Annotated in this window: 18 protein-coding genes; 6 read left to right on the forward strand and 12 right to left on the reverse strand. The window is 38.5% G+C overall.

The genetic code is table 11. The annotated features are described in order from the left end of the window. Positions 1 to 69: 69 nt before the first annotated feature. Both J2Z32_RS00585 and J2Z32_RS00590 read right to left on the reverse strand, forming a co-directional pair. Positions 70 to 999, reverse strand: a complete 930-nt coding sequence (locus J2Z32_RS00585) for a hypothetical protein (protein WP_210087205.1) — start codon at positions 997 to 999, stop codon at positions 70 to 72. Positions 1,000 to 1,110: 111 nt separating this feature from the next. After that, on the reverse strand, positions 1,111 to 2,037 hold the full coding sequence (locus J2Z32_RS00590; RefSeq protein WP_210087206.1) for a hypothetical protein: 927 nt from the start codon (positions 2,035 to 2,037) through the stop codon (positions 1,111 to 1,113). A 279-nt stretch (positions 2,038 to 2,316) separates the two neighbouring features. Here J2Z32_RS00590 and J2Z32_RS00595 point away from each other — a divergent pair, with 279 nt between their 5' ends. Together J2Z32_RS00595 and J2Z32_RS00600 are read left to right on the forward strand one after the other, a co-directional pair. After that, on the forward strand, positions 2,317 to 3,666 hold the full coding sequence (locus J2Z32_RS00595) for an amino acid permease (protein WP_210087207.1): 1,350 nt from the start codon (positions 2,317 to 2,319) through the stop codon (positions 3,664 to 3,666). A gap of 186 nt (positions 3,667 to 3,852) precedes the next feature. Continuing rightward, positions 3,853 to 6,240: an alpha/beta hydrolase family protein gene (locus J2Z32_RS00600; protein WP_210087208.1), complete on the forward strand. Its 2,388-nt coding sequence runs from the start codon at positions 3,853 to 3,855 to the stop codon at positions 6,238 to 6,240. Between the two features lie 278 nt (positions 6,241 to 6,518). Here J2Z32_RS00600 and J2Z32_RS00605 read toward each other — a convergent pair whose 3' ends face one another. Beyond that, positions 6,519 to 7,073 (reverse strand): GbsR/MarR family transcriptional regulator, encoded by a 555-nt coding sequence (locus J2Z32_RS00605; RefSeq protein WP_210087209.1) that lies wholly within the window; start codon positions 7,071 to 7,073, stop codon positions 6,519 to 6,521. A gap of 233 nt (positions 7,074 to 7,306) precedes the next feature. Here J2Z32_RS00605 and J2Z32_RS00610 point away from each other — a divergent pair, with 233 nt between their 5' ends. Then, positions 7,307 to 8,530 carry a quaternary amine ABC transporter ATP-binding protein gene (locus tag J2Z32_RS00610; protein ID WP_210087210.1) on the forward strand — a complete coding sequence of 408 codons (1,224 nt, stop codon included), beginning with the start codon at positions 7,307 to 7,309 and terminating at the stop codon, positions 8,528 to 8,530. After that, entirely contained in the window at positions 8,505 to 10,292 is a 1,788-nt protein-coding gene (locus J2Z32_RS00615; protein WP_245251013.1) for a glycine betaine ABC transporter substrate-binding protein, read from the forward strand. Before J2Z32_RS00610 ends, J2Z32_RS00615 begins: the two co-directional genes overlap by 26 nt. 191 nt (positions 10,293 to 10,483) lie before the next feature. Here the strand turns inward: J2Z32_RS00615 and J2Z32_RS00620 are convergent, their stop codons facing one another. The 6 genes from J2Z32_RS00620 to J2Z32_RS00645 form a co-directional block, all read right to left on the reverse strand. Next, entirely contained in the window at positions 10,484 to 12,568 is a 2,085-nt protein-coding gene (locus tag J2Z32_RS00620; RefSeq protein ID WP_210087212.1) for a beta-galactosidase, read from the reverse strand. Between the two features lie 33 nt (positions 12,569 to 12,601). Further along, positions 12,602 to 13,480 carry a carbohydrate ABC transporter permease gene (locus J2Z32_RS00625; RefSeq protein ID WP_210087213.1) on the reverse strand — a complete coding sequence of 293 codons (879 nt, stop codon included), beginning with the start codon at positions 13,478 to 13,480 and terminating at the stop codon, positions 12,602 to 12,604. A 29-nt stretch (positions 13,481 to 13,509) separates the two neighbouring features. After that, positions 13,510 to 14,400 (reverse strand): ABC transporter permease, encoded by an 891-nt coding sequence (locus J2Z32_RS00630; protein ID WP_210087214.1) that lies wholly within the window; start codon positions 14,398 to 14,400, stop codon positions 13,510 to 13,512. 215 nt (positions 14,401 to 14,615) lie between these two features. Further along, the gene (locus J2Z32_RS00635; RefSeq protein WP_210087215.1) at positions 14,616 to 16,307 is read right to left on the reverse strand and encodes a type 2 periplasmic-binding domain-containing protein; all 1,692 of its coding nucleotides are present in this window, start codon (positions 16,305 to 16,307) and stop codon (positions 14,616 to 14,618) included. Positions 16,308 to 16,446: 139 nt separating this feature from the next. Then, positions 16,447 to 18,117, reverse strand: coding sequence for a response regulator transcription factor (locus J2Z32_RS00640; RefSeq protein WP_210087216.1), 1,671 nt, complete (start codon positions 18,115 to 18,117; stop codon positions 16,447 to 16,449). Then, complete coding sequence (locus J2Z32_RS00645) at positions 18,110 to 19,924, reverse strand: sensor histidine kinase (RefSeq protein WP_210087217.1); 1,815 nt, start codon at positions 19,922 to 19,924, stop codon at positions 18,110 to 18,112. Before J2Z32_RS00645 ends, J2Z32_RS00640 begins: the two co-directional genes overlap by 8 nt. A gap of 230 nt (positions 19,925 to 20,154) precedes the next feature. Between J2Z32_RS00645 and J2Z32_RS00650 the strand changes: the two genes are divergently transcribed. After that, positions 20,155 to 20,751, forward strand: a complete 597-nt coding sequence (locus J2Z32_RS00650; protein ID WP_210087218.1) for a class I SAM-dependent methyltransferase — start codon at positions 20,155 to 20,157, stop codon at positions 20,749 to 20,751. Between the two features lie 91 nt (positions 20,752 to 20,842). Here the strand turns inward: J2Z32_RS00650 and J2Z32_RS00655 are convergent, their stop codons facing one another. Together J2Z32_RS00655 and J2Z32_RS00660 are read right to left on the reverse strand one after the other, a co-directional pair. Next, complete coding sequence (locus J2Z32_RS00655) at positions 20,843 to 22,168, reverse strand: hypothetical protein (protein ID WP_210087219.1); 1,326 nt, start codon at positions 22,166 to 22,168, stop codon at positions 20,843 to 20,845. Between the two features lie 281 nt (positions 22,169 to 22,449). Further along, entirely contained in the window at positions 22,450 to 24,039 is a 1,590-nt protein-coding gene (locus tag J2Z32_RS00660; RefSeq protein ID WP_210087220.1) for a CIA30 family protein, read from the reverse strand. Positions 24,040 to 24,436: 397 nt separating this feature from the next. Between J2Z32_RS00660 and J2Z32_RS00665 the strand changes: the two genes are divergently transcribed. Beyond that, positions 24,437 to 25,225 carry an AraC family transcriptional regulator gene (locus tag J2Z32_RS00665; RefSeq protein WP_210087221.1) on the forward strand — a complete coding sequence of 263 codons (789 nt, stop codon included), beginning with the start codon at positions 24,437 to 24,439 and terminating at the stop codon, positions 25,223 to 25,225. A gap of 81 nt (positions 25,226 to 25,306) precedes the next feature. Here J2Z32_RS00665 and J2Z32_RS00670 read toward each other — a convergent pair whose 3' ends face one another. Next, complete coding sequence (locus J2Z32_RS00670; protein WP_210087222.1) at positions 25,307 to 26,092, reverse strand: patatin-like phospholipase family protein; 786 nt, start codon at positions 26,090 to 26,092, stop codon at positions 25,307 to 25,309. Positions 26,093 to 26,222 lie beyond the last annotated feature (130 nt).

A 26,222-nucleotide genomic window follows, 5' to 3' on the forward strand; every position in this document is an offset into this window, starting at 1 on the left:
TAGCAATATATGCTTTATTTAACGAAGGTGTATAGGCTAATATCTATAAAGTTGTGTATCCATTTACATTTAGATACCTGGCCAAAGCATAATTCTGCCGAAAACCATAAGCATAATAATAAATGGCTGTGCAAAACCAAATATAGCGCACAAAATAGATGGACGATATAATGTTGATTTTCCTCTTGTAAAATAAGAGATGACAAGTGCAAACATCCCTAGTGTCACAGATGTTAATGACCCCATAATAAATAAATACGAAAATGTATTCCCTAGTGGTGAGCCCGTGGTTAAATCTAATGACCCCTTGATCGAGTCCGTATACCAGAAAAATAATAAGTAAACTACAAAGGGAAGATTGGCTACAATCCCTGTTACTAAGGTCAACATCCCCGTTGCCTTTGGCGATAAAAACCGAATACGCATGGACTGATACACCTGTACAGCTTCTTGAAAATGATCAGGCTTCACTGCTTTGTAAACTTCTCTCACTAATATAATCATCCGAACGATAAAGTAAATGGAGACAGAAAACAAAATCCATTGCGTATGGCTAAAGTAATCTCCGAAGCCAAAATTAATGACGCGCACAAGTATTGCTATTATGGTATAAACTCCATAGGCTTTGCCAAGTCGAGACAGCTTACTAGCTAACTCCTCTGTTACCTCATTAAACTGTGTTAATGCTTTAAAGACTACACCAACAGTGACCAGCAATAAAATTAAAGTAACACTATCTAAGACTGGAGCAATCCATAGCTCATTAGAGATTGATATGCCACGTTTGAGAAACCATGCGACACTTAATACATATTTGGCAAATACCCAGAGGAGCATAATATTTGCGATTAACGAAGCTTTTTTGAAATGAATATATTCTTTCTTTAAATCAGATAAACCATGACACAACAACGCAATCCCTATTAAATCAGGAAAAAAATCGCTACCAAATAACTTGAATTCAAACAAAAAGGGAATTGACCATAAAATACTGCTCAAACTAAAACTCACCCTTCCTCTCATTTCACTTCATTTTAGTAGCTTATCACACAATTCCCTTGTTGTCAGATATATTGAAAGCGCTTATTACGATAATTAAAGGGTAAAGTTTTATATCCCTGCCCACAAGAGGAATCTGCCTGGAATTGACATCGCAAACAAGATAACAAATGGATGGGCCATAGCAAAAAGTGCAATCAAGGAAGCTGAGCGGGAAAGTGTTGTTTTTACCCTAGCTAAACTCGTCACAAGTAATGCAACGATTCCCACAATCAGCGAAATAATCCCACCTAGAATAAATAAATAGGCGAAGGCAAAACCAAGTCCTGCACCCGCAGACGGATCACTTTTATCTATTGTAGAATCCATATACCAGAAAAACAATGCATATCCTGCGATCGGTAAAGCTGAAATAATCGCAAGAAAAAATCCGATAATTGTTGGTGAATCAGCAACAGGTTCAGCTTGTACTGCATCTACAATCTTTTTAGAATTGTTAGCCTTAAATACTTGGCTCACTATAATAATGAAGCGAACGATTAATAAAACAGAGAACGCAAATGCGATCCATTGAAATTGATCAAAATATTCACCATAAAATAAACTCATACCTCGAATCGCTATAGCTCCGATCGTATACACAGCATAGACATTAGCTAATGTAGTCAGTTTACTCTTTAGCTCTATAGGAAGTTGCTCAAGCTTCAGCAATGCTCTCTGGCCCTCAAATACAATCATTGCAAGCAATACAAGTGTAAAGATGTCTACAATCGGCGCAATCCACAGCTCACTAGATAATAGAGCACCTTCATTTGTTAATAGCCATGTCACACTCACAACATATTTAAATGTAACCCAGCCTACCATAATTTTTACGATAAGCATCAATCGATTAAATTCATTAAATTGATAAGACTGTTTTTTCAAGCTCAATAGGCCACGACATAACAAGATGATCCCCAAGAGATCTGGAATAAAGTCAATCCCAAATAATTTAAATTCAAATAAGAAAGGAATCGACCACAAAATACTACTCAAGTTAAAACTCCCCCATCCTCTCAATCTCTGTCATTTTAGTAGCTTATCACAGACAAGTCCAGTTGTCAGATTTTATGAAAACGCTTTGTCAGATAAGCTTATTCAAACTATCTTTAACCTATTTGAAACGGAATTCAAACGTATTTTTACTTTGATCCTTCACACATTTGTCACAAAAATACAAAAGAGGGTGATTTTATTTTTGTCCGACTTGAGGTGAAATCCGTTATAATGAAAAATTATATGTAGTTGTTGTATTTCATATTAGGGGGATTTATTTTGGAATCAAATCAAGCTCCATTACAAAAAAAGCTTCGTCCTAGACATATTACCTTTATGGCAATGGGTGGGGTTATCGGAACAGGAATTTTTAAAGGTAGCGCAGAAACAGTTGGCATTGCAGGACCTGGTGTTGTGGTATCGTATATTGTCGCTGGTTTATTGCTGCTTGTTGTTATGGGGGCTATCGCTGAAATGGCAACCGTATATCCTAATATGAATATGAAGGATTTTATTAGTAAGGCTTTTGGCCAACGTGTGTCTTTTATTGTCGGTTGGCTTTACTGCTTTCTATGGTTAACGGTTTGCATCATTGAAGTGATAGCGGCAGGTAGCTTCCTACAATTTTGGTTACCTAATGTCCCTTTATGGGTGTTAAGCCTAGCTTGTGCTGTCATCATTATTTTGATGAATTCGTTTAGTGTTAAGAGTTATGGGGAATTTGAGTTTTGGTTAGCAGGTATTAAAATCGCGATGATTATTATTTTTATCATCTTAGGCGCAAGCATTCTCTTTGGAATTTTGCCTGGATTTGACCATTCCTTTTCCTATAACTTTACAGAGTATGGTGGCTTTTTCCCAAATGGATGGACAGCCCTCATTCCAGCACTCATTGTTGTTATGTTCTCGTACGGAGGTTCTGAACTGATTGGATTAACACTGACTGAAGCAGAAAACGCTGAAAAGGTGGTTCCTCGTGTCGTTAAAAGCTTTATTTTACGTGTTATTTTATTTTACACCTTGCCTATTCTTATTATTTGCGGATTAATTCCGTGGAATCAGATCAGTGAGCAATCGAGTCCATTTGTTCAGGTATTATCCACCTCGGGCTTACAAGGTGCTACACATATTATGAACTTTATTCTTATTACCGCTGTATTGTCTGCAGGCAATTCTGGCATTTATGGCGCAACTCGGATGCTGCACTCTCTTGCTAAGGATGGAGAAGCTCCACCTGCATTAGGCAAACTTTCAAAAAAAGGGGTTCCTGTAAATAGCCTTAAATTATGTGCCATTATTTTATTATCAGGTAGTGTGATTGCGTACTTTGTTCAAGATCAGCTATTTCCTTTGCTTATGGCTGTTCCGGGGTTTGTCGTATCCACCGTGTGGCTTGTCATTTGTATCACCCAACTGAAGTTACGTAAAAATTATCCTGTTGAGCCTAGCTTTAAAATATGGGGATTCCCTTGGTTAACGATTTTCACCATTGTTTCACTTTCAGTCATTGGGGTTCTATTCTTATTAGATAGCAGTAAACGAATTAGTATCGGCATCTGTATACTTGTAATGATCTTACTCGTCATCTGGTCTTTTGTGAAATTCAGACCTGTTCGTGGCAACAAGTAGCAGCTGAACTAACAAAATAGTAAAGTAGGCTTGACCTTTAAGCGGATAGACTGAATGGAAATAAAACTCAGCCTATCCGTTTTTTTATCCTCTCCTTTCGTTCCCCCTGTTCATTGACCATGCTACAATATAATATAAATTACATTTTTATAATCAAATATAAATATAAAAAATCTGGAGGAAGCGATGTCCGCCACACTGGAACCAAATCACTTACAATCAAAAAATACGAAAGTAAAGCGTTCCTTAACTTCGATATTATTGGGGCGTATAAAGCGAACCTTTCAATTTGACACCCTCTTTTGGCGTACTGCTATGATCGGTTCATGGAGTGTTACGATACTAACCTGTCTTTTTTTAGCCTTGAGTCTACCAACTGGCTTTGGCGTTACCCTTGATTTAATGCTATTTTCTATCCTAGGTACGGCGATTTTTTGGATTGTGTCGCATTTACTTGCTGTTATCATCGCCCTTACTGGTATAAAGGTACCCCGATTATATGTAGCTACCTTAATATGTAACGTGGTCAGCATTTTTTTTATATTTTATGAGGATGATAGCTCACTGTTGATTTCCATATTATTTGCCTCTCTATTAAGTATAGGTGGAATGATTATTGGCTTACTCTGGGCTACCTTATTATGTAAAAATGTTTCAAGCTTTTGGAAGTTTACTATATTAACATGCTTTCTTATTATTTTAACCGCGAATTTCATTCCTGACTTGATCTCAATCACAACGCAATCTGCTAGCAATCAGACAGCGGATAGGGCTTCAAATCCAGTTGCAGATGGAGCCACAGACTCAGCTTCAGATTTTGATTTAGATTCGGTTTCAGACTTAACATCAGTCTCTCATTTTGATGTAAATCCAGCAGAAGGAGTAGCCGATTCAGCTTTAACAAATCCAGCTCTAACTGGCATTCATGCTGTCAGTTATTTTACTTATGGAAGTGGCAGTAATCGACGTCTTGATGAGTTTGGGGCAAATGTAGATGTAAATTCCAATCCAGTAGATGCGTCACAATTTATTTCGAATTGGTCTTGGTATCGGACATTTTTTTGGGGATTTGATGAAACCACCTTGCCCTTAAATGGACGGGTATGGATGCCCGAGGAGGATGGAAAATACCCACTTGTACTCCTTGTGCATGGCAATCATATTATGGAGGAATTTTCAGATGAGGGCTATAATTATTTAGGACAATTACTTGCAAGTCGTGGTTTTGTGGCGGTTTCGATTGATGAGAACTTTCTTAATTATTCTAATTATTCAGGTATTCCAACAAATGATATGAAGGTTCGTGCATGGATTTTGCTACAACATCTAATGCAAATTGAACAGTTTAATCAAGCTAAGGAAGTACCTTTATACAATAAAATCGATATGCAAAACATAGCCATTATGGGACATTCTCGCGGTGGACAGGCAGCCGCAATGGCAGCAGACGGAGCTAGCTGGTTTAAGGATGAGCAACTACAACAATTTACTCAGCAATATCCAATTAAAACTGTAATTGCAATTGCACCTACAGACAAACAGGTGGATAAAAAATATACAGACCTAAAAAACATAAATTATTTAACGATCCAAGGGGCTATGGATGGAGATGTCAGTGATTTTGATGGAGAACGTCAATACGCTCGAACAACCTTTAATAACGAAAAGGAGAAATCAACGGAAAACCCGTGGATGAAATCCACACTTTATGTAGAGGCGGCAAATCATAGTCAATTTAATAGTGAATGGGGCTCAAGAGATATTAGCTTACCTCAAGGGCTATTTCTTCGCCATTCAGATATTATTGACACAGCTAGTCAGCAAGAAATCGCGAAAGTATATGTGACTGCATTTTTAGAAGCAACATTAAAAAACAAACAGGCGTATGTCCCTTTATTTCAAGATTACCGAAACGGTGAAGCTTGGCTGCCAGCAAGCACTTATTTTAATCGCTATGAGGATAGCACCTTCGTAGTATGGTCTACATTCGAGGAAAATATGAGCCAAACGGCATTACCATCCAATGGAAGCATCATAGCTAGTGGAGTCACAACACACAAGGAAGCTTATAAAAACCGGAGCCAATCTAGCAAAAATTCGAAAGGGCTAAAGGTGGAATGGGGAAACTCTAATTTATCTTCACCTAATGAAGTGGCTAGTTTAAGCTTGAACTGGAAGCAAGGCACACCTACTCCAGCTACAAAAAACATAACCCGTATTTCCTTTTCACTTGCTAACCTTAACTATTTGCTAGAAAACACAAGCGGAGCAATGGAGATAGATGTTGAAGTTTATGATGTACATGGGAATAAAGCAATTCTTCCCTTATCTCAGTTTCAAAATATTCTTGAACCACCTGAAAGCACTTTTACATGGTACAAATGGATGGATGATTACATTAATGATGGAAAATATGAAGAGGATACCGAGGCGATTATGCAAACCTTCATTTTGCCACTACAGGCGTACACACAAAATAATCCTAAGCTCGATGTAACTTCATTAGGAGGCATCACCTTCCATATGAAGAGTAGCTCAGGATTAATAATGTTAGACGATATTGGTGTATATTAATTTAGGCTCAACACAGAAATTGGTTCTTGACAATCAATGAAGTAAGAGGCTACGTAGCAGGGAGTGGCTTCAACCGCTGTTAAGGCCCCAATTTCTTTATAACCTGTGTTGAATGGATGAAATTGTGTCCTTAAAGTGTTTATGCTCTCGAAGTATCTTTCTTGCAGAAAGATTGTCGCGCTCTCGCTTCTCCACCATCTCCCTGCTCCTTCGCTTAGTTAGCTTATTGTCAAGTACCGATTTTAAGATTGAGTCTTAATTTAAGATTTGATTTTACATTATGGCTTAGGAACAAGATTATAGATCTCTCCGCTTTCCATTGCATCAATCAGTTTATCAAGCCATTCGTAATATTGGATGGCTTCTTTCATTTTTTGTTGATCTTGTACTAAAACTTCACGAACGGCATCGCTGAGATCTGCTTCACTCTGAAGCTGCTTATCCATCTCGGCAATGGATCTTCTTAACACAAGCATATTACTTTCCACAGCTTTTCTCCATTTAATCGCAAAAAAGTCTGTAAATGTCTGATACCAGTCACTTTCCACTTCATAGAGATCCTTGCGTGATCCCTTTTCCCATACCTTATTTACCATTTTAAGATCAAGCAAAGTCCGTACGCCAGTACTCATGCTCGTTTTGCTCATACTCATCTCTTGACCCATCTCGTCCAATGTCATTGGCTTATTTGCAAAAAATAATAAACCATACAAATGACCCGTCGAATGAGGAACACCATACAAGTCCATGTTTCTTCCGATAACTTCTATAACACGCTTTCTTATTTTTAATAATGTAGAATGTTGTTCTGGTGTAAGTTGATCTAAGCTCATATTACCGAGCCTCCTTCATAATGTCTATTCTATATTAAAAAAGTACCTGTAAATTGTAAAGGACTCATTCGGGTAGCATTTGGGAGCATACGGGAGCATTCCTTAAATTCTATTCGTACAGTTTTTTCTGTACGTACTTTACGAACAGTTATTACGGTTGTGTTCAAAAAAGCTTTTTGTTACACTAGTAGGCACGAGAACAACAGAAATTAGATTTAAGAGGGGTGAATAGTTTGAAGAATTCTATTTTAGAAGTCCAAAACGTCACCAAATTGTTTGGTCCCAATCTTGAAACGGGTCTTCAACTTTTGGAACAAGGGCATACCAAGGAAAGTCTAGCTAGCAGAGGGATTACTGTTGGCGTGAACAAGGTTAGCTTCGACATTAAAGAAGGCGAGATCTTTGTCATTATGGGGTTATCCGGAAGTGGAAAATCCACTTTGGTTCGGATGTTTAATCGTCTTATTGAGCCTACATCAGGTAAAATTTTGATTCATGGTAAGGATTTACGCAAAATGAACAAAGCTCAATTGCGTGAAGTTAGACGTAAGAGTATTAGTATGGTATTTCAGAAGTTTGGATTATTTCCACACCGTACCGTACTGCAAAACGTGGAATATGGACTAGAGGTCCAAAACATAAATAAGGAAGAAGCACGACAAAAGGCGTTACAATCTTTAGAGCTCGTTGGCCTAAAAGGCTGGGGAGATAAAATGCCAGATGAGCTAAGTGGTGGGATGCAGCAGCGTGTTGGACTTGCAAGAGCGCTTGCTAACGATCCAGAAGTACTGCTCATGGACGAAGCATTTAGTGCGCTTGACCCACTTATGCGTAGAGATATGCAGGATGAGTTATTAGAATTACAAGACAAAATGCGCAAAACGATTATATTCATTACGCATGATTTGGATGAAGCCCTTCGGATAGGGGATCGCATCGCTTTAATGAAGGATGGTGTGCTTGTACAGGTAGGTACCCCAGAAGAAATGCTAACTCAACCAGCGAATAGCTATGTTGAACGCTTTATTGAGGATGTGGATTTATCTAAAGTACTAACAGCTTCTCATGTGATGAATCGTCCTGAGACAATAACGCTGGATCGTGGACCACGTGTTGCACTTGAATTAATGCGCAAATTAAAAATTTCTAATCTATTTGTTATTGATCGAGCTAAAAAGTTGCTAGGTGTTATTACAGCAGAAGATGCCTCTCGTGCAGCAAAACAAGGAGAAACATTGTCCCAAATTTTAATTACGGACATTCCAACTGTTTCACCTGACACGTTATTAGGCGATATGTTTGAGCTTACTAGCTCTGCCAAAGTGCCTGTTTCCGTCGTAGACGAAAATGGTAAATTGCTTGGCGTTATTATTCGCGGCGCTTTACTTGGTGCCTTAGCAGGCGATGTTAATATGAAGGAGGGAAATGCCAATGACACCGAAAATTCCACTCGCTAATTGGATTGATATACTCATCCGCTGGATGGAAGATCATTTAGGTTCACTATTTGGCGGAATCTCTTCTGTCATTGAATTTATAGTATCTTGCTTCACTTGGATTTTTATGTTGCCACATCCATTATTGTTTATTGCTATTTTAGGGATTATTGCATACGGGATTGGACGTATACCATTAACACTATTTACAGTTATCGGTTTTTTACTCGTTGATAATTTAGGTTACTGGACACATACAATGAACACGTTAGGACTCGTTGTTACGTCCGCATTGTTATCCGTCATTATCGGTATTCCGATCGGGATTTTATGTGCGTATAGTAAAACACTTCATCGGATTGTTTCACCAATCCTTGACTTTATGCAGACAATGCCAGCATTCGTATACCTCTTACCTGCTGTTTCCTTTTTCAGCATTGGTGTCGTTCCAGGGGTTATTGCATCAGTAATTTTTGCAATTCCACCTACGATTCGTTTAACGTACCTAGGTATTAAGCAGGTTTCCGAAGAGCTTGAAGAAGCGGCTGATGCATTTGGATCCACCTCATGGCAAAAGCTTATTAAAGTAGAGCTACCACTTGCGAAATCCACCATGATGGCTGGGGTTAACCAGACGATTATGTTATCCTTATCGATGGTTGTTATTTCCTCAATGATTGGTGCTGAGGGTGTTGGTGCTGAAGTTTATCGTGCAGTTACACAGCTTAAAATAGGTCAAGGCTTTGAGGCTGGTTTAGCTGTTGTTGTCCTTGCGATTGTATTAGATCGTTTTACACAAAACTTATTTAAAGCAGGTCATAAAAAGTCTACTGCTCCAGCTTCTGCGGGGGCTAAAAAGAATAAATTTTCTCGTAAAGCTATCCTAACTGCTACTTGCTTCGCTGTTATCTTAGTTGGTGGTATTATCCAAGCTGTAGCACAAAGTGGTGGGTCAGCTAATGTCAATGCTCAGATTCAAGGCACTGGCGAGGTAGGTTCCAAATATAATTATCAGATTATTGGGATTGATCCAGGTTCAGGGATTATGAAATCAGCAAACAAAGCTTTGACGGATTATGATCTAAAAGGCTGGAAACTAGTAGAAAGCTCTAGTGCAGCGATGACTGCCACTTTAGATAAAGCGATTCGTAACCAAGATCCAGTTATTATTACTGGCTGGACACCGCACTGGATGTTCACTAAATATGATTTGAAATATTTAGATGATCCTAAGAAAACATTTGGTGAAGCGGAAGAAATCCATACCATCGCTCGTCTTGGACTAAAGGAGGATCAACCAGAAGCTTATCAATTCCTGCAAAACTTCAAATGGACCTCTGACGAAATGGGCGAAATTATGATTGATATTCAAGATGGTAAAAATGCAGCAGATGCGGCAGAAGATTGGGCAAAAGCGCATCCTGAACGTGTACAGGAATGGATCAAAGGCATAAAACCTGTACAAGGTAAAAGCTTAAAGCTTAGTTATGTTGCTTGGGACTCTGAAATCGCAAGTACACATTTAATCTCATATATTTTAGAACATGAATTAGGCTTTAAAGTTACTGCACTACAGGTTGAGGCTGGACCAATGTGGACAGGAGTCGCTAACGGTGACGTTGATGCCAGCATTGCAGCATGGCTACCACTTACCCATGGTGACTATTGGGATAAATTTAAAGACCAGCTTGACGACATTGGCGCAAACATGACTGGTGTACGAACAGGACTTGTAGTTCCTGTTTATGTAGATATTGATTCGATTGAGGATTTAAACAAGTAAATAGGCAAACATTTCATTGTTCCACAATCCCTCGTTCCTACGCTGGTAGGACTGTAGGGGAAAAAAATATATAAACACTAAGAAACCATCCCGGGGCGGGATGGTTTCTTCATATATAAATTAAGAAGAGGGAGTACTATTAATATAAAGCTACTTCCTTAAAATCACCTTACCGTAACCTGAAAATAGCATTAAAATTTAAATTTTGTTGCTCTTTTTAATAGAGTGATACTATAAGGTGATAGTTTTAGCTCATTTAACTCTTTCTCCGCTTCTTCATCAGAGAACACATACGTATATTTTGCTTTATCTAGTTGAAGTAGCTTCTGTTCAGCGGTATAGTTTTGGATAAATACATAATCCTGTTCACCATCCCTACGGACATGAGCAGTAACCCCTTTTGGAAGGTGGGTATCTATTGCACGTGTCAGATTGAGCTTATTTATCAATACGCTATAAAAATCGTCATAAAATGGGGCTTCAAATCGCGCTGCCATATAATACGCCTCACCTTGACCTAGATGATTAATCGTTAAAGCAGGTCTCCCTGCGTAAAAATCAGACGCATAGGTGCCAAGTGCCTCAGCACCCTCTAAATGAATTAAGTCACACAATTGAACAGCATCATAATGGGAAGTCAGTCCAAGCTCATTATTAGCTAGTGGTATTAAGCCATTATATTGATCATCATGTAAGCCATCAATTTCCTCTGACCATATTCCTAACGTTTGACGAAGTGGTCCTGGGAAGCCACCCAAAAAGCACAAATCATTTTCATTTACAATCCCCGACCAATAGGTAGTTACAAATGTCCCTCCCTGCTCAACAAATTGCTGTATGCGTTCTCCAACACCTTCCCCTACTAAATAGAGCATCGGCGCAATCACAAGCTTGTATTTAGATAAGTCTGCATTCATGTCGATCACATCTACAGCTATCCCTTGCTTCCAAAATACTTCGTAATGTTGTTCTACTGTTTCTTCATATTTAATCCCTATATTACGTGGGCCTTGAGCATCCTTCACTGCCCAACGGTTTTCCCAGTCAAATATAATGGCAACTTCCACAGGTACAGTTGTCCCCACAATTTGTCCCATCTTGGATAAAGCGTTGCCTACGTCAGTTACCTCTTCAAAGACGCGTGTAAACTCATGCCCAACATGGTCGACAACTGCACCATGTAGCTTTTCACTAGAGCCACGGCTTTTTCTCCATTGGAAATATTGAACACTATCTGATCCATGTGCAACAGCCTGCAACGAAGATAATAGGTGCATACCTGGACGTTTAAGCTTACTTACATCTTGCCAATTTGTAGCACTTGGAGAGCTTTCCATAAGTAAAAAAGGTTGTCCTCCCTTCATTGCACGCATGATATCGTGCATCATTGCAGTATGTCTTGCTTGCACAACATCATGCTCTGCATCATGCCAAGTTGGATAGCTGTCCCATGACAACACATCTAACAGAGGCGCAATTTTGTGGTAATTTAACCCTTCATAAAAACCCATAAAATTAGTTGTCACAGGTAAATCAGCATTATATTGCTTTAAAGGCTTAATCTCATGCTTAATAAAGTCAGCGGTCTGATCCGTAACAAAACGACGCCAATCCAAATTCATACCATGCACCTGTGTTTCGCCATGTGGAGCAGGTGATTCAACTTGACTCCAGTCCGTAATTGTATGGCTCCAAAATGTTGTCCACCAAGCCTCATTAAGCTCATCCAATGTACCATATTTATTTTTTACCCAGTTACGAAAAGCCGCCTGACAGTAGTCACAATGGCATTCTCCACCAAATTCATTGGAAATATGCCAACCAATAACTGCGGGATGCTTGGCATAACGCTCTGCTAACCTCGTATTTATAGCTAACACCTTTTCCCGATAAATCGGTGAGCTATAGCAATGGTTATGACGAAAGCCATGTAAATTGCGAATTCGATTGGCTTCCACCCGTAGCACTTCAGGGTATTTAGCTGACATCCATGCAGGTCTAGCACCACTTGGCGTCGCTAAAAAAGCATAAATCCCATTTTCCGCAAATGTATTCAAAATCCCATCTAACCACTCAAACGTATATTTGCCTTCCTCTGGCTCTAACGAAACCCATGAAAATATACCGATAGACATCACGTTACATTTTGCTAGCTTCATTAAGCGAATGTCCTCCTGCAAAATTTCAGGATACTTCAGCCACTGCTCTGGATTGTAGTCTGCACCATGAAGCATGTGTGGTAGTTTGTTACTAATCGGTTGGTATTTATGTGCCATAAATGAGCAACTCCTTTTTAAAATTTATTTTGATTAACCCTTCACAGAACCTAAGGTCATTCCTTTAACAAAATACTTCTGTAGGAATGGATAGACAATTAAAATGGGGGCACTTCCGATAAAAATCTGTGCCGCTCTCACCGTCGTTTGCGAGATCATTTCCATTTCCTTTGGATTCATGCTCATCGTGCTCATATCTCGTTTAATAATGACCGTCTGCATAAAGGTCGCGAGTGGATAATCCTTTGCTTCATTTAAATACAACAAGCCATCAAACCAAGAATTCCAGTGGAACACCATGCTGAACAAGGCAATCGTAGCGATCGAAGGCATAGAAATCGGGAGAAAAATGCGAAATAACGTTTTAAAATGATTTGCACCATCAATCATTGCCGCTTCCTCTAACTCTTTTGGTATTCCTCTAAAAAAGTTAAGCATTAATATAATGAGAAACGTATTCACCACGCCTGGAAGCACAAGCACCCAAAAGTTATTCATTAATCCTATTTTTTGAATCACCATATAAAACGGAACAAGTCCTCCATTAAAAATCATGCTAAACACAAATAACCACGAATAAATGTTACGTCCTTTAAATTCACTATTTTCCTTAGACAACGGATACGCCGCCAAAAAGGTCACCAATAATATAATTGAGGTTCCAATGACTGTTCGTAATACAGATGTCCATAAAGAGCTGACAAATATGGGATTATTCATTGTTTTCTTATACGCTTCAAAGGAAAAACCAACGGGCCATAAGCTCACAAGATTAGCATCGGCGGCGGCCTTTGTACTAAACGAGACGGCTAACACATGGATCATGGGGATAATACATAAAATAGCGATAAAGCATAAAAAACACGTATTAACGATATTAAAAATGCGATACGGTCGTGATTTGTAATACATGGCGCGTTCCTTCTTTCTATTGATCTGTCCTAAAAAATACGATAACCTCCATACTTCTTAGCTAGCTTATAAGAGACCATAATTAAAACCATACTAATCACCGATTTAAATAATCCAACGGCGGTCGCAAAGCCCATTTCGCCATGCTCCAAGGCTGAACGATATACAAAGGTATCAATAATATCCCCAGTCTGGTAGACAAGTGCATTATATAAATTGAAGATTTGATCAAAGCCAGCATTCAAGACGTTGCCTAGCGCTAACGTTCCTACTACCATTAGCATCGGAACAAGCGAAGGAACTGTAATGTTTAAGGTCTGCTTCCATCTCCCTGCACCATCTATTTCTGCCGCCTCATACAGCGCTGGGTTAATGCCTGCAAGTGCCGCTAGAAACACAATCGTGTTATAGCCAAATTCCTTCCAAACATCAGTCACAATGACTGTAGAGCGAAACCAAGCGTTATCCCCAAGAAAGAAATAAGGGCCTAAGCCAAAGGTGCCCAATACACGGTTAACAAGTCCAGTAGTAGATAATAGGTCAATCAAAATACCACCTAAAATAACCCAAGATAAAAAGTGTGGTAAATAAACAAGGGTCTGAATCGTTCGCTGGAGTGCCACCTTTCGTATTTCATTTAACAAAATTGCAAACACAAATGGGATAAATAAATTAAATATAAGCTTGAGCACAGCAATCACTAATGTGTTCCAAATTACCTGCAAGCTATCCTTACGTTCAAACAAAAAGCGAAAGTTATCTAAGCCAACCCACTCTGAGCCACTGATCCCCAGCCACGGCTTAAAGTTTTGAAAAGCCATGACGATCCCGCCCATCGGTATGTAGCTAAAAACAATTAAGAAGATCACCGCAGGTAGCAGCATGACATGAAATGGCCATGTCTTTTTTAAAGTTTTCACCCTTTTTCCCCCTCTCTTAAAACTGCATTTTATTTGCATAAAAATCACATGCTAAAGCGTTTTATATTGCGATTATATCAAGGCCTCTTCTTACTCAAACAGTACAGAAAAGCAATATAAATGGTACAAAAGCAACCACTTTTCCACACCAAAATCCAACCAAAAATAAACAAACAAAAAGCATACGGAATCGACTTCCATATGCTTTGTTTTAGTTATTTGTTCACATCACGATACCAAGTGTTAACCTCTTCTGTAATTTGGTCACCACCGCCTGCCTTCCACGTCTCCACAAATTTATCAAAGGAATCCACAGGACTTTTGCTATATATAATTTCGTTGAACGCTTGATTTTCCATTTTATTTAAGTAATCCAAATTAGATTTCATCGTTTGTGTTGTTGGGCCAGTAAACATATTTTTAAAGGAAATCTCCTCTTGTGAAAGCAATACTTTTGCCGCCGCAGGAGTCTCCGCTCCATAATTAACTGCAACATCCTTTTCTAATTTACTTTCTGGCGCCTTTCCTTCTGCCAAATTAAGCAATGCCTTCATCTGAGCATCTGGAATACGTGCGCCATCTCGAACTAACAAATAACGAACAACATTGACATAACCACCTTCAATTTCTTCGATCGGCATCTGCTTACCATTGGCATCTAGCTGATAGTCATAACCTTCAAATAGTCCATTGTCATAAGGACTTCCTGGTGCTGGGTTTGCATAATTATCAAACAAATAGTTTTGATACGTAAAAAACGCTTCTGGATGTGCCATATCCTTTTTAATTAAAACAACCCCATTTACAAATTGCGTGCCATGACGCATCGCTTTTCCTTCAGGGCCATAAGGGATCGGAATCGGCTTCCAGACTGCATCCTTGGCATTTTTTACTGTATCCTTTAGTGGCCATCCACTCATCCAGTACGGACCAGGTATGATTCCCGCTGTACCCGCAACGGCAGGCTCCGCTGTTTTGTTTTCATCCCATAAAGCAGCCTCCTGCGGAATATAGCCCTTTTTCAGCCATTCGCTTAGCTTCGCTAAGCCTTGCTTCATACCAGGATGAATCGAGCCATATTCTAGCTTGCCATCACTACTTAAATTCCATTGCTGTGGTAATGTGCCATATGCCCCAAATACCCACGATGGATCACCCATCCACGTATTCATGGAGGTTTTAAAGCCAAGGCTAAGCGGTATTACCTTGTCTGGTGCTAATCCATCTGGATTTTGATTTTTAAAGGCTTCCATTACCTTTTCGAGCTCATCTATACTTTTAGGCGCCTCTAGCTTCAATTTATCTAACCAATCCTGACGAATCCATAACAGATAGTCATTGTTATAGGCATAATCCAGCACTGGAATCCCCATTCTTTTGCCATCACGGCTATATTGATTCCAAATGTTAGGGTCTTGCTCCATTGCTTTTTTCCAAGTCTCTGATGCGTATTTATCAAACAGCGGACCAACCTCCTGATACATTCCAGAGTCGATCAAATCTTGTGCTAACAAATTATCTCCCACCGTTACAATTTCCGGCATTTCTTGCCCTGAGGACATCGCTAATCTTAGCTTTGTTGCAAATGCATTATTGGTATCTGTAACCGACCATAACGATTTAATGTTAATTCCGAATTTTTCCTTCGCCCATTTGGTCGCAACATTGTTTTCCATTGACTCCCCATTTTTGAATCTAAGCTCTGGATCAATCCCCCATGCTGTTGTAATCGTAACCTCTGGTTCATATTTTTCTTTGTATTGATTTTCAACTGTGGGTTTACTTGCCTCTGATTTTCCATCATTACTATTACTTTTACCGCCACCACAGCCTGTAAGCATCAGTGCTAAAGACGTAGTTACAGCAAGGAGCGTTAGCCATCTTTTTGAAGCTTGGCTTCCTTTCATATCTAGGTTCCCCCTTTATTATATTGGTTACCTCTTCATTATAGGTGTGGCAAGGGAATCCAGACTATGTCATAAAATCAAGATTTCTGCACCTTTAGAAACTATTTCATCCTTCATGTCAAATCTATAAACTTATACACTAATCTCTAAATTCATTTGGGGTCATTCCATAATGCTTTTTAAACATTTTGCTAAAATATTGCGGGTTTTGGTACCCAAGCTCATTTGTGATTTCATATATCTTTTTATTCGTATGCTTAAGTAAATATAGTGCACGCTCCATTCTCATCCGAATCATATAATCACCCAAGCCTTCGCCTGTTTCAGCCTTATAAATTTTAGATAAATATACAGGGTGCATATAGACTTGATCTGCGATTGCCTTGACTGATAATGCTTGTCCATGACTTGCGGTCACTATATCCTGTACCTGGGCAATAATATGTCTACGATTTTGTATGCCATCTTGGTCACTTAGTTCAACCTGGAGCTTACTTAACATTTTAATAGCCCACGTCTTTAGCTTGCTTGGTGCTTGAATAAGCTGATTTGCAAACAAAAAATCAAAGCCTGTTGGATCCATTTCGTGAATCAGGTTCCCTTGTTTGTGTGCGATATACATAAAGGCGTTTGTAACACATAAATAAAGCTCATACATGTGGTTACGCGATAAGGGCACCTGCTCTATAGCATCAAAAACAAAGTTTAGCTTTGACTCTGCCGCCTCCCATTGTCTTGTTTCTAAAAGTTGTGTCAGCATTGGTGGCTTATACAACTCATCTAGCACCTGTGAGGCAGATTGTTCCGCCCACTTGTCTCTTTTTTGATCCATAAAAATAATGGCATGATCCTCAGGACCAGACAACACAAGCGAACCCAAGCTACGCCAATACACCTGTGGTAAATCAGCAAATGAAAAGGAGGAAGATACAACAATGGACATCACCCCTTGTAAAAAGCGCTGGACATGCATTTGAAATAATTCAATTTGCGTTACTATATTCATATTCATGTGCTGTGTCCTAGACCGCTTATGTAGCTCGTAAAGCTCGTATGGTTCGTATGGCTCGTGTAGCTTGTATAGCTCTTGTCTCTCCTGTAGAAACATCACTAAGCATTCATGGGGTCCCCTACCAAACCATACATGGTATGACGTACCAAATACTTCTTCGGCGATATTCCCAACAGCAAAATCCATCAAATCTAATGACTGCTGATCCAAGCTGGCAGGTCTGCCGCTAAGGCGTATAAGTAACATCATCATCGACTGACGAGGATCAATCTCAATCTCGTAGGCTTCAAGCTGCTCTGCTAATGCTTTTACCGTCATTTCTCGTCCTAATAACAAATCATGCATTACATTTTCACGCAAAATTTTATAGTCTGATTTTCGGCTATATAATAAACGATGGTATTGATCAAATTCATCCCACTGTGTACGGATAACGCCAATCGCCGATGATAATGCGGTCATAAATTCTTCATCATTCACTGGCTTAAGTATGTAGTCAATTGCTTTGAGCTGAATCGCTTTTTTGGTGTATTCAAAATCACTATGACCTGTAAGTAAAATACAGCGAATGTGTGCCCAGCGTTGATTGATTTCATCAATAAGCTCAAGACCACTCATCCCAGGCATACGTATATCTGTTACAACAATATCAATAGCATTATTTTCAAGAATATGTAAGGCCTCCTTACCCGAGGCTGCCCGAAACACAGACGTTATCCCCAGCTCTGCCCAAGGAATCGTTACTTGTAAACTTTCCGTCACATACGTTTCATCATCAACTAATAAAATATCAATCAAAACCATTCACATCCTTGTTCATATTGGAATCCTCAATAACATCAAGACCAACAGGCCAGCACAACGTAACAGACAATCCCCCAAGCGAAGAAGAATATATACTAATTCCCGCCTGTTCATTATATTTAAGCTGGAGGCGCTGATTCACATTCCATAGTCCACACCCCATTTCTCCATCCATCGTTCCTTTGAGCTTACTCATTAAATTTACGATCGCCTGTTGATCCATCCCTTCTCCATCGTCCTCTACACTTAAATACATCCAGCCATCACGCTCTACTCCAGTTATTTTAATCTCACCAGCCTCTCCATCCTGTTCAATGCCATGGATCACAGCATTTTCAACTAATGGCTGGACGATTAATGGAGGAACATGTTGTCGTTTCATTTCCTCTGACAAATCAATCGTAAAACAAATACGTTGCATCCTCATTTGCTGAATTTCTAAATAGCAGGTCACAAATTCAATTTCCTCTTGAAGTGGAACCTGATCTCGCTCCTGCCTAGTTGTATAGCGATAATACCGAGATAAATTATGAGACATTGCCACAACCGCATCACTGCGTCCTAACTTTGCCATGCTTGTAATAAAGGAGAAGCAATTATAAAAAAAGTGAGGGTTAATTTGAGACTGAAGCTGCTTTAATTTTGCCTCACGCACATGAATTTGCTCCAAGTACACATGCTCAAACAATTGCTGAATTTGCTCCACCATCATATTAAATCTAGCCGCAAGAAAGCTAAATTCATTTTTTCCTTTTACCTGAATACGAACAGCATAATCTCCTTTCTTTAAACGTTGAAACCCCCAAATTAACTGCTTCATTGGAACCTGTACCTGCACATATAGCCAATATGCAACGAGTGAGCTTGTCAGCAATACAAAAATCATGGAGCAATAAAAAAATAGATTAGATTGATGAATGGGCTGTAAAATGCTACTCAAAGGCATATAATCAATCAGATACCAACCAAGCGTTTTTGATTTCACTGTATTTACCATATAGGGCTCGCCATCGACCACCACAGTATGATGATCCCCCTCACCTAGCTTAGACTCATCTAACTGCTTCATGATTTGCTTTATAAGTTCTTGATTCGAGCTTCGATTATAAATAATGCCTGTCCCTTCAAGGAAATAAAAAGGATCATGTCTTCCATCATCCTTAAACTTATCTAACATATCTGATATATTGCTACTACTAAACTCCAGCTTAATTAATGTATCTGCGTTTGTGGCTGGGTCATTAATCCAATATGGAAAGGAGGTCATCCAGCTAAATATAAAGCTTTCATTTTTTCCATTCACTTCTTCAGTTATTTCCCCAGATGCTCCCGTCTCTTTCTGTTTATGTACATTCCATCCTCGTTTCATCTCTCCACGTAATGAAGCAGGATCATAAAAATTAGCTCCTCGTTCTGTGACACTTCGACCTAATGATGGAGAATATAAATATAGCTTTGTGGTCCAATGCGAAGAGCTTTCTTGAATGCTTAATTTATTTTGAATTCGTTTGACTAAGTTAATGGTATCTAAATTAAAATATTTGCTATCCATATAAATACGTCTGAAGCTAGCAATATCAGGATCATGGATAAGTAAATTAGGCCATGAAGATAACAATTCAATGTTTGTATTGACTTGATTTTGAAAAAACTCAAGTTGTGTACTATTAGAGCGATTTAACTCTGCCTGAAGTACAGCCGTTGTTTTGTAATTGGAATACCAATACAAAATTAATACTGGAATAAGCATGATTAAAATTAAAATCATCATTTTAGAAAATAGGTTTGTTCGATACGACATTGTTTTCATCTCGCTTTATATAGAAGTAATAGAGGTTATTGTAATAAATCATATATCGGTTCACGATTTAGTTCATATTTTAATCGTTTCCTACTTTGCTTAAAGGGGAAAATACCAATATTTCTGCACTTAATCCAACTAATATCGTTAGCCTTCTGCTAATAAACTGGAACCTATCATCATTATTATCGTAGTAAATAGGTAAATAAATCGAAGGAGGAGGTTATGCTTTGAGTTTACTTCATAGATTAATAGCTCAAGCTAAAAACCCAAGCGGCTTTGTAGGATCGCTAATGTTAAAAATAATGAATACCGCTCACTACGAAATGAACAAATGGGCATTAGCGAAAATTAACATACCAGAGTCTGCTGTCATGTTAGATGTTGGTTGTGGCGGAGGAAAAACACTACAATTACTTTCGAATTTAAATACATACGGAAAAATATATGGAATTGATTATGCTGAGCAAGCAGTGAAGGATTCTATTCAAGCTAATAAATTGGACATTGAGATGGGGAAAATGTTTGTTCAGCAAGCATGTGTCACAAAAATGCCTTTTTCAACCGGTACCTTTGATGTTATAACTGCCTTTCAAACCCATTACTTTTGGTCAGATATAGAGGAGAGTATTGCAGAGGTCTACCGCGTCTTATCATCACAAGGCTGCTTTCTTCTCGTTGCAGAGCGCTATAAGGTGAATTACCATATGACTACTTATAAGACAAAGGAAGAAATGGAGCAGCTATTTCATGATATCGGGTTTACTACTGTAAATTATGCGCTTAGTCCCAATCAAAAATGGATATGTATCAAAGGAATTAAATAACGCCCACTTCACTAAGTCAACCGCTTAGTAACAAGTGAGCGTTCGCGTTTACATATTTTTACCTTAGGTGGCATATTTCATTACCCTTAGTTTACCACCATAGTGGTTGATTTTGATTTTTCCAAGCAAGGATCCGCTTAATCTCACGAACAGCACCTGTACCGATTTCATATTCACTTCGCTCGGGAGCATAAAGCGCTATAAAATGAAGCATTCCTCCATACGTACCTACGGCTAATGTCTTCTCTTCGTTATCAACAGCTAATGCTGAAATGGTACTGCCAACAAAAAGACGCCAAATTTCCTGCCCTTGTGTATCGATCAGCTTCAAATAGCCATAAGCATCTCCAATCACAATACCTTGCTCAAGTGCAACCGCTGCATACACTCTTGCATCTTCATTCATGCTTGGCCACTCCTGATCCTTTTCCATCTCGCCTGCTACTACTTGTTCCATAGATACGGCAATCGTATCTCCATTGTAAAAATGGCAGGCATTATACCATACTTGCTGTTGATCCTTTGTAAAAATACTATAATGAGGGTAACTTGAATTAGGATAGAAGTTATAAGTTTGCTCTGTTACAACATCATACAATAGATGATCACTGCTCTGACTTCCAAATGCAATCCACCTGCCATCACTAGAAACTGCACCATGTGCCATATCGATATCAGTTTGGTCTAAATCATATTGTTTAAGCTCTGCGAGATCAGGATGAAGCATCGTTACTTTCAACTGCTGTTCTAATTGAACATAAAAAATCCCCTGACCCGTAACTAATAATAAAGCTTTTCCTTCTTGAAATGGAATTGCTTCTTCCAAAGGTAACTCACCATGTAGTTCAATTTCTCCTAAAATTGAAATCTCAGAGCTTAACGCTTGAATTTGTGTGTTCAGCTCTGCCCATGAAAACTGGGCTATAAGTTCCCCCTGCAACTGATAATCCATTGATTTTATAATCTTAATCCCTTTTTTACTAAAAAGTGTATAAAATTGCTTATCAGGTGACGCCCCAACAAAGCTATATTCATTAAACACGGAGATGTCATCATTTTTTGCAGTGATTACTTTATTTTCTTCCCAAGAAGTTCCTGTACTAAATACAACCTCATCTTGACCTAAAAAATGAATACTACGAATGGCTTGCATGTCCTTCTCGAAGTGCTTGGCTAACGGCCATGTCGCCGCAGGAATTAAAGCACGGAGTGCTGCAATATCATTTTGTTCATTAGCTCCTTTAATCATCTTAAAAATTTTATTGGCTAGAGGTGAGCGATTATCCTCAGCAGGCTCTTCCCCTACACTATCCCAGCCTTCCGTCATTCCTTTGTTAACATATACATTAATCTCACTGGCGTAACGTTTTCCTTCTGTTCGCCACTTTTCCGCGATATCTTCCTGTAGCCACTCCATCTTTATTCCTCCAGTTCATACTATGTATTATAAATTATGAATCATTCTTACATTTACTTTTAAACTAACGTGGATAATTGTAATCAATGATTTCACTCCTTTTCCACCATCTCTCTGCTCCTCCGCTTCGTTTGCCTATTGTCAAGCACTGATTTTAAATTTGAGTCATAAATTTTTCTAAACAACTTAAAAAAGCTCGCTTAAGACATAGGACTTAAGCGAGCCTTCTTGTTACTAGATTCGTAAATTTATAGATTGTAGATCCGCATTATCTTACTAGCTTATTGAGGCAAACCAACCAATTTAACATTATCAATGATGATTTTACCACCGTTAGAGCCGTTTTGTAAGATTTGCAAATTTTTTAGCTTGTTTAAGTTTAAAATATCATTTCCATCTTCAGTTGAAGGCTGGTGATCTACGCGCTTCGTAAATTTGTTAAAAGGAATTACAATTGTTGTCCATTCACTTGAGTTTGGACGAATTGTATATTTCCAGTTTTCCCCGTCTTCTGAATTCGCTGCTTTTTCAGTCAAAACAAGATTAAAAATACTTCTTTGCTCAGACTTCACATCAATAGATAAACCAATCCATGATGACCAATCTTCATTAATATCCTTCACGACACCCCAATATCCGCCGTCTTTACCTTGAAACTGAACTTCCATCCCTTTACCGTTTCTTCCGTTCACAATCGAATGTGAAACTGTCGCCCCACCACCTTCATATTTACTCCACAGTAGGCCCCCTTCAAAATTATCTACTAATTTTGTTCCTACTGAATACACAGGTGTTTCTGGGTTAGGATTCGGATTGTCTGGTAACGGTGCAGGCCAATTATAAGTGCTTTGTTGCATTATTGCTTGTAAAACCTGATGATTAAATGTTCGCTGGTTGCGATCATATAGCTTAAACCAACCCTCATCATCCCATACGGCTAATGCAAAACCGTTATGAATCGCTACATCAGAAACATAATCATACCATTTTATACGAGAATTATAGTCATTTTCTACCTTTGCACCATACTCACCTAAATAAACAGGAATATTATTGTTTTTTTGAGACCACTTCTTCACCTTTTCAAAGGCTCTGAAAATTGTAGTCTTATCTGCTTCCGTACCCCAAGTACCAATGGAATTATGCGTAAAATCATAAGGATCATAATAATGGAATGTTGCAATCAAATTAGGATCGTTAGGAATTTCTAAATTGTAAATTGTAGCACGCCAGCTATTCCAATGCCCTGCCCCGATAATGATTTGCCGCGTTGGATTTGTTGGACGAATGATCGAAATAATTCTTTTATTCATATCATTAATTTCTTCATCTAAAATGTTGCCATGTGGTTCATTTAACACTTCAAACACTAAATTTTCGGATTTATTTTTAAAACGTTCAGCAACTTGCTTCCAAATCATTTCTAAGCGCTGAATATTCCCACTATAGTCATCCATTACCCATTCATCATGATGGGTATTAATTACAGTGACTAGCCCACGGGAAAGCGACCAATCTACCACTTGCTCCACACGATTTAAAAAAGCAGGATCAATCGTATAAGGATATTGCTTACTCGTATGGTTGTCCCAACGAATTGGAATACGCACATGCTTGAAGCCCGCTGCTTTGTAATCATCAAAATAATATTCCCTAGCTGCGGTAGCCCATTCTCCCTCATACGGTGGTTCTAGCGTATTTCCCATATTAATGCCATTTCCCATTCTTTGAATCATGCTTTGCGCACTTATTGCAGTTAAATTATTTTGAAGGACTGGGTCATTTGTAGTATTAGCAGATGCCGCAGATGCTGGAATGCAAGCAAGTAACATACAAAGAATTATACTGTAACACATTAATTGCTTCTTCATTCAGGCTCGCTCCTTTAATAATAATATTAATCGGAAAATAGCAATACTTTACTTAAATATCAATCCCCCTTTAACTATCCTTTCATGTTTAGTCGATGAAGGTTGCTTCATTAATCAAAGCGCTTTCACAAGAAACTAAAACTAGCTTTTCAACTTTCCTATTTTTAGCATAAATAGATTTATCTATGTCATCAATTACATATTGTGCATATATACTTACCTATTGTGCAATTGCAATAAAATAAATTTTCTATAGTCTACCGTTATATTTTCTGCACATATACTTACTCATTGTGCAAGAATACGTTTACAAAAAAAGGGATCAGATTTAAAATAGATGCATCACTGAAATAGAGGCATTAATGAAAGAAACTATGACCTTACTAGGGAGGTTTATATGAATATCACAAATATCGGCTACAACCATATCCATGATGCTGATTTTATGATTGATCGACCTAATGGCTCTGGTGATTATTTACTGTTACTGCTGAAATCACCTGCTATTTTTACTTTCAACCAGCTGGATCTATTTACACAGCCTGACTCCTTTATTTTATTTAATAAGCATTCCCCACAGCTTTATCGAGCTTATGGCGCTCAATTTGCAAATGATTGGTTCCATTTCCAAATGGATAGTCCAGATGATGAAGCCATGCTTACACGTTTAGCCATTCCAAGAGACAAGGTCATTCATATTGGGGACTTAAATGAATTATCGATCATTATTAACAATTTGTGTTATGAAACCTATTCCTCTAATCGGCTTAAACACGAAACGATTAATTTATATTTACAGCTATTTTTTATTAAGCTAAGCAACCGAATTTACTCTGTAAATAATGAAACGAACAATTCTCATTTTAATAAAATGTCCATCATTCGTACTAAAATTTACAACCAACCTTTTTTAAATTGGAGTATCGATTGGTTATCCCATGAGCTTGCGATGAGTAGATCATCATTTCAACATATGTACAAGGACTTTTTTGGTGTAAGTCCGATGGCAGATGTCATTACTAGCAGGCTAGAGCATGCCAAATATCTTTTATCCACAACAGATATTTCAGTAAAGAAAATTGCGGAGAAATGCGGCTATAGTAATGAAATTCATTTTATGCGACAATTCAAACGGCAAAATCAAATTACGCCATCGGAGTATAGAAATCAGAAAAGGAAGCTTTGATAAATTAGCTATAAGCTTAAACACCAATTGTTGCTCCGGGTTGTAAAATGGGATATGTAATCATTGAGTTATACCTCCTGCTTATTGTTTATTTTTAAGTCGGCTAAGAAGCTCAGGGATTATCAAATTTGCAGCTTCCTCTCCCGCTTTAATGCTTTCCTGTATTTTTGTAAAATCAAAGGCAGCGATATGTCCCACCTCAGGTCGAATAACGACATCAGCTAAATGTAAGCTTGTGTGCTTTCTCTCCGCTGCCATCAGGCTATAAGAGCGATAAACAACCTCGATCATATTGCGTGGCGGTTTTTTCTCATGCTCTCTAGCCACATCTACAGCAATGACTAAGTCAAGATTATGACCCATTATTTCCTGAACGGGTAAATTATTTAACACTCCACCATCAACTAACATCTTTCCATCCAGCATCATTGGCGCAAAAACACCTGGAAATGCAGTTGTCGCCCGTAGCACAGTGCCTAAATCTCCTTGATCCAAGATAACTTGCTTCCCTTCTAGCAAATCCACTGCTACCGTCTTAAAATGAATCGGAAATTCTTCAATTAGTAATGATTCCTTTCCATGCTCCTTTAGTAGTTTATTTACTGTATTATAAATGCCATTGCCTGCAAATAAACCTCGTTGCCAAATTCCCAAATCGACTAGACGAAACTTAGATGTATTTTGCAAAAAAAATTCAATTTCCGCCGCTGGAATACCTGCAGCATAAAGCCCGCCGATTGCGCCTCCCATACTTGTTCCTACAATATAATCTATTTTAATTTGATGCTGATCAAAAGTTTTAAGCACACCTAGGTGAGCAAGGCCACGAACAGCTCCGCCCCCTAATACTAACCCGATTTTTTCCATAAAAGAGTCTCCTCGTTTTTTAAATGGGACTATTTATTTTAATTTGGATATATCGTAGCACCTACGTTTTAGTTAAGCAATGAAATAAAATGTTATCTCTACAGCATTCAAGTAGCAACAAAAAAGCTAG

The organism is Paenibacillus turicensis (genome assembly GCF_017873435.1).
Classification (GTDB): domain Bacteria; phylum Bacillota; class Bacilli; order Paenibacillales; family Paenibacillaceae; genus Fontibacillus; species Fontibacillus turicensis.

Bases quoted from the DNA above. Each gene is read 5' to 3' on its own strand.
- J2Z32_RS00600 (WP_210087208.1), top strand. From the start codon at position 3,853: ATGTCCGCCACACTGGAACCAAATCACTTACAATCAAAAAATACGAAA.
- J2Z32_RS00605 (WP_210087209.1), bottom strand. From the start codon at position 7,073: ATGAGCTTAGATCAACTTACACCAGAACAACATTCTACATTATTAAAA.
- J2Z32_RS00615 (WP_245251013.1), top strand. From the start codon at position 8,505: ATGACACCGAAAATTCCACTCGCTAATTGGATTGATATACTCATCCGC.
- J2Z32_RS00620 (WP_210087212.1), bottom strand. From the start codon at position 12,568: ATGGCACATAAATACCAACCGATTAGTAACAAACTACCACACATGCTT.
- J2Z32_RS00625 (WP_210087213.1), bottom strand. From the start codon at position 13,480: ATGTATTACAAATCACGACCGTATCGCATTTTTAATATCGTTAATACG.
- J2Z32_RS00635 (WP_210087215.1), bottom strand. From the start codon at position 16,307: ATGAAAGGAAGCCAAGCTTCAAAAAGATGGCTAACGCTCCTTGCTGTA.
- J2Z32_RS00645 (WP_210087217.1), bottom strand. From the start codon at position 19,924: ATGTCGTATCGAACAAACCTATTTTCTAAAATGATGATTTTAATTTTA.
- J2Z32_RS00655 (WP_210087219.1), bottom strand. From the start codon at position 22,168: ATGGAGTGGCTACAGGAAGATATCGCGGAAAAGTGGCGAACAGAAGGA.
- J2Z32_RS00660 (WP_210087220.1), bottom strand. From the start codon at position 24,039: ATGAAGAAGCAATTAATGTGTTACAGTATAATTCTTTGTATGTTACTT.
- J2Z32_RS00665 (WP_210087221.1), top strand. From the start codon at position 24,437: ATGAATATCACAAATATCGGCTACAACCATATCCATGATGCTGATTTT.
- J2Z32_RS00670 (WP_210087222.1), bottom strand. From the start codon at position 26,092: ATGGAAAAAATCGGGTTAGTATTAGGGGGCGGAGCTGTTCGTGGCCTT.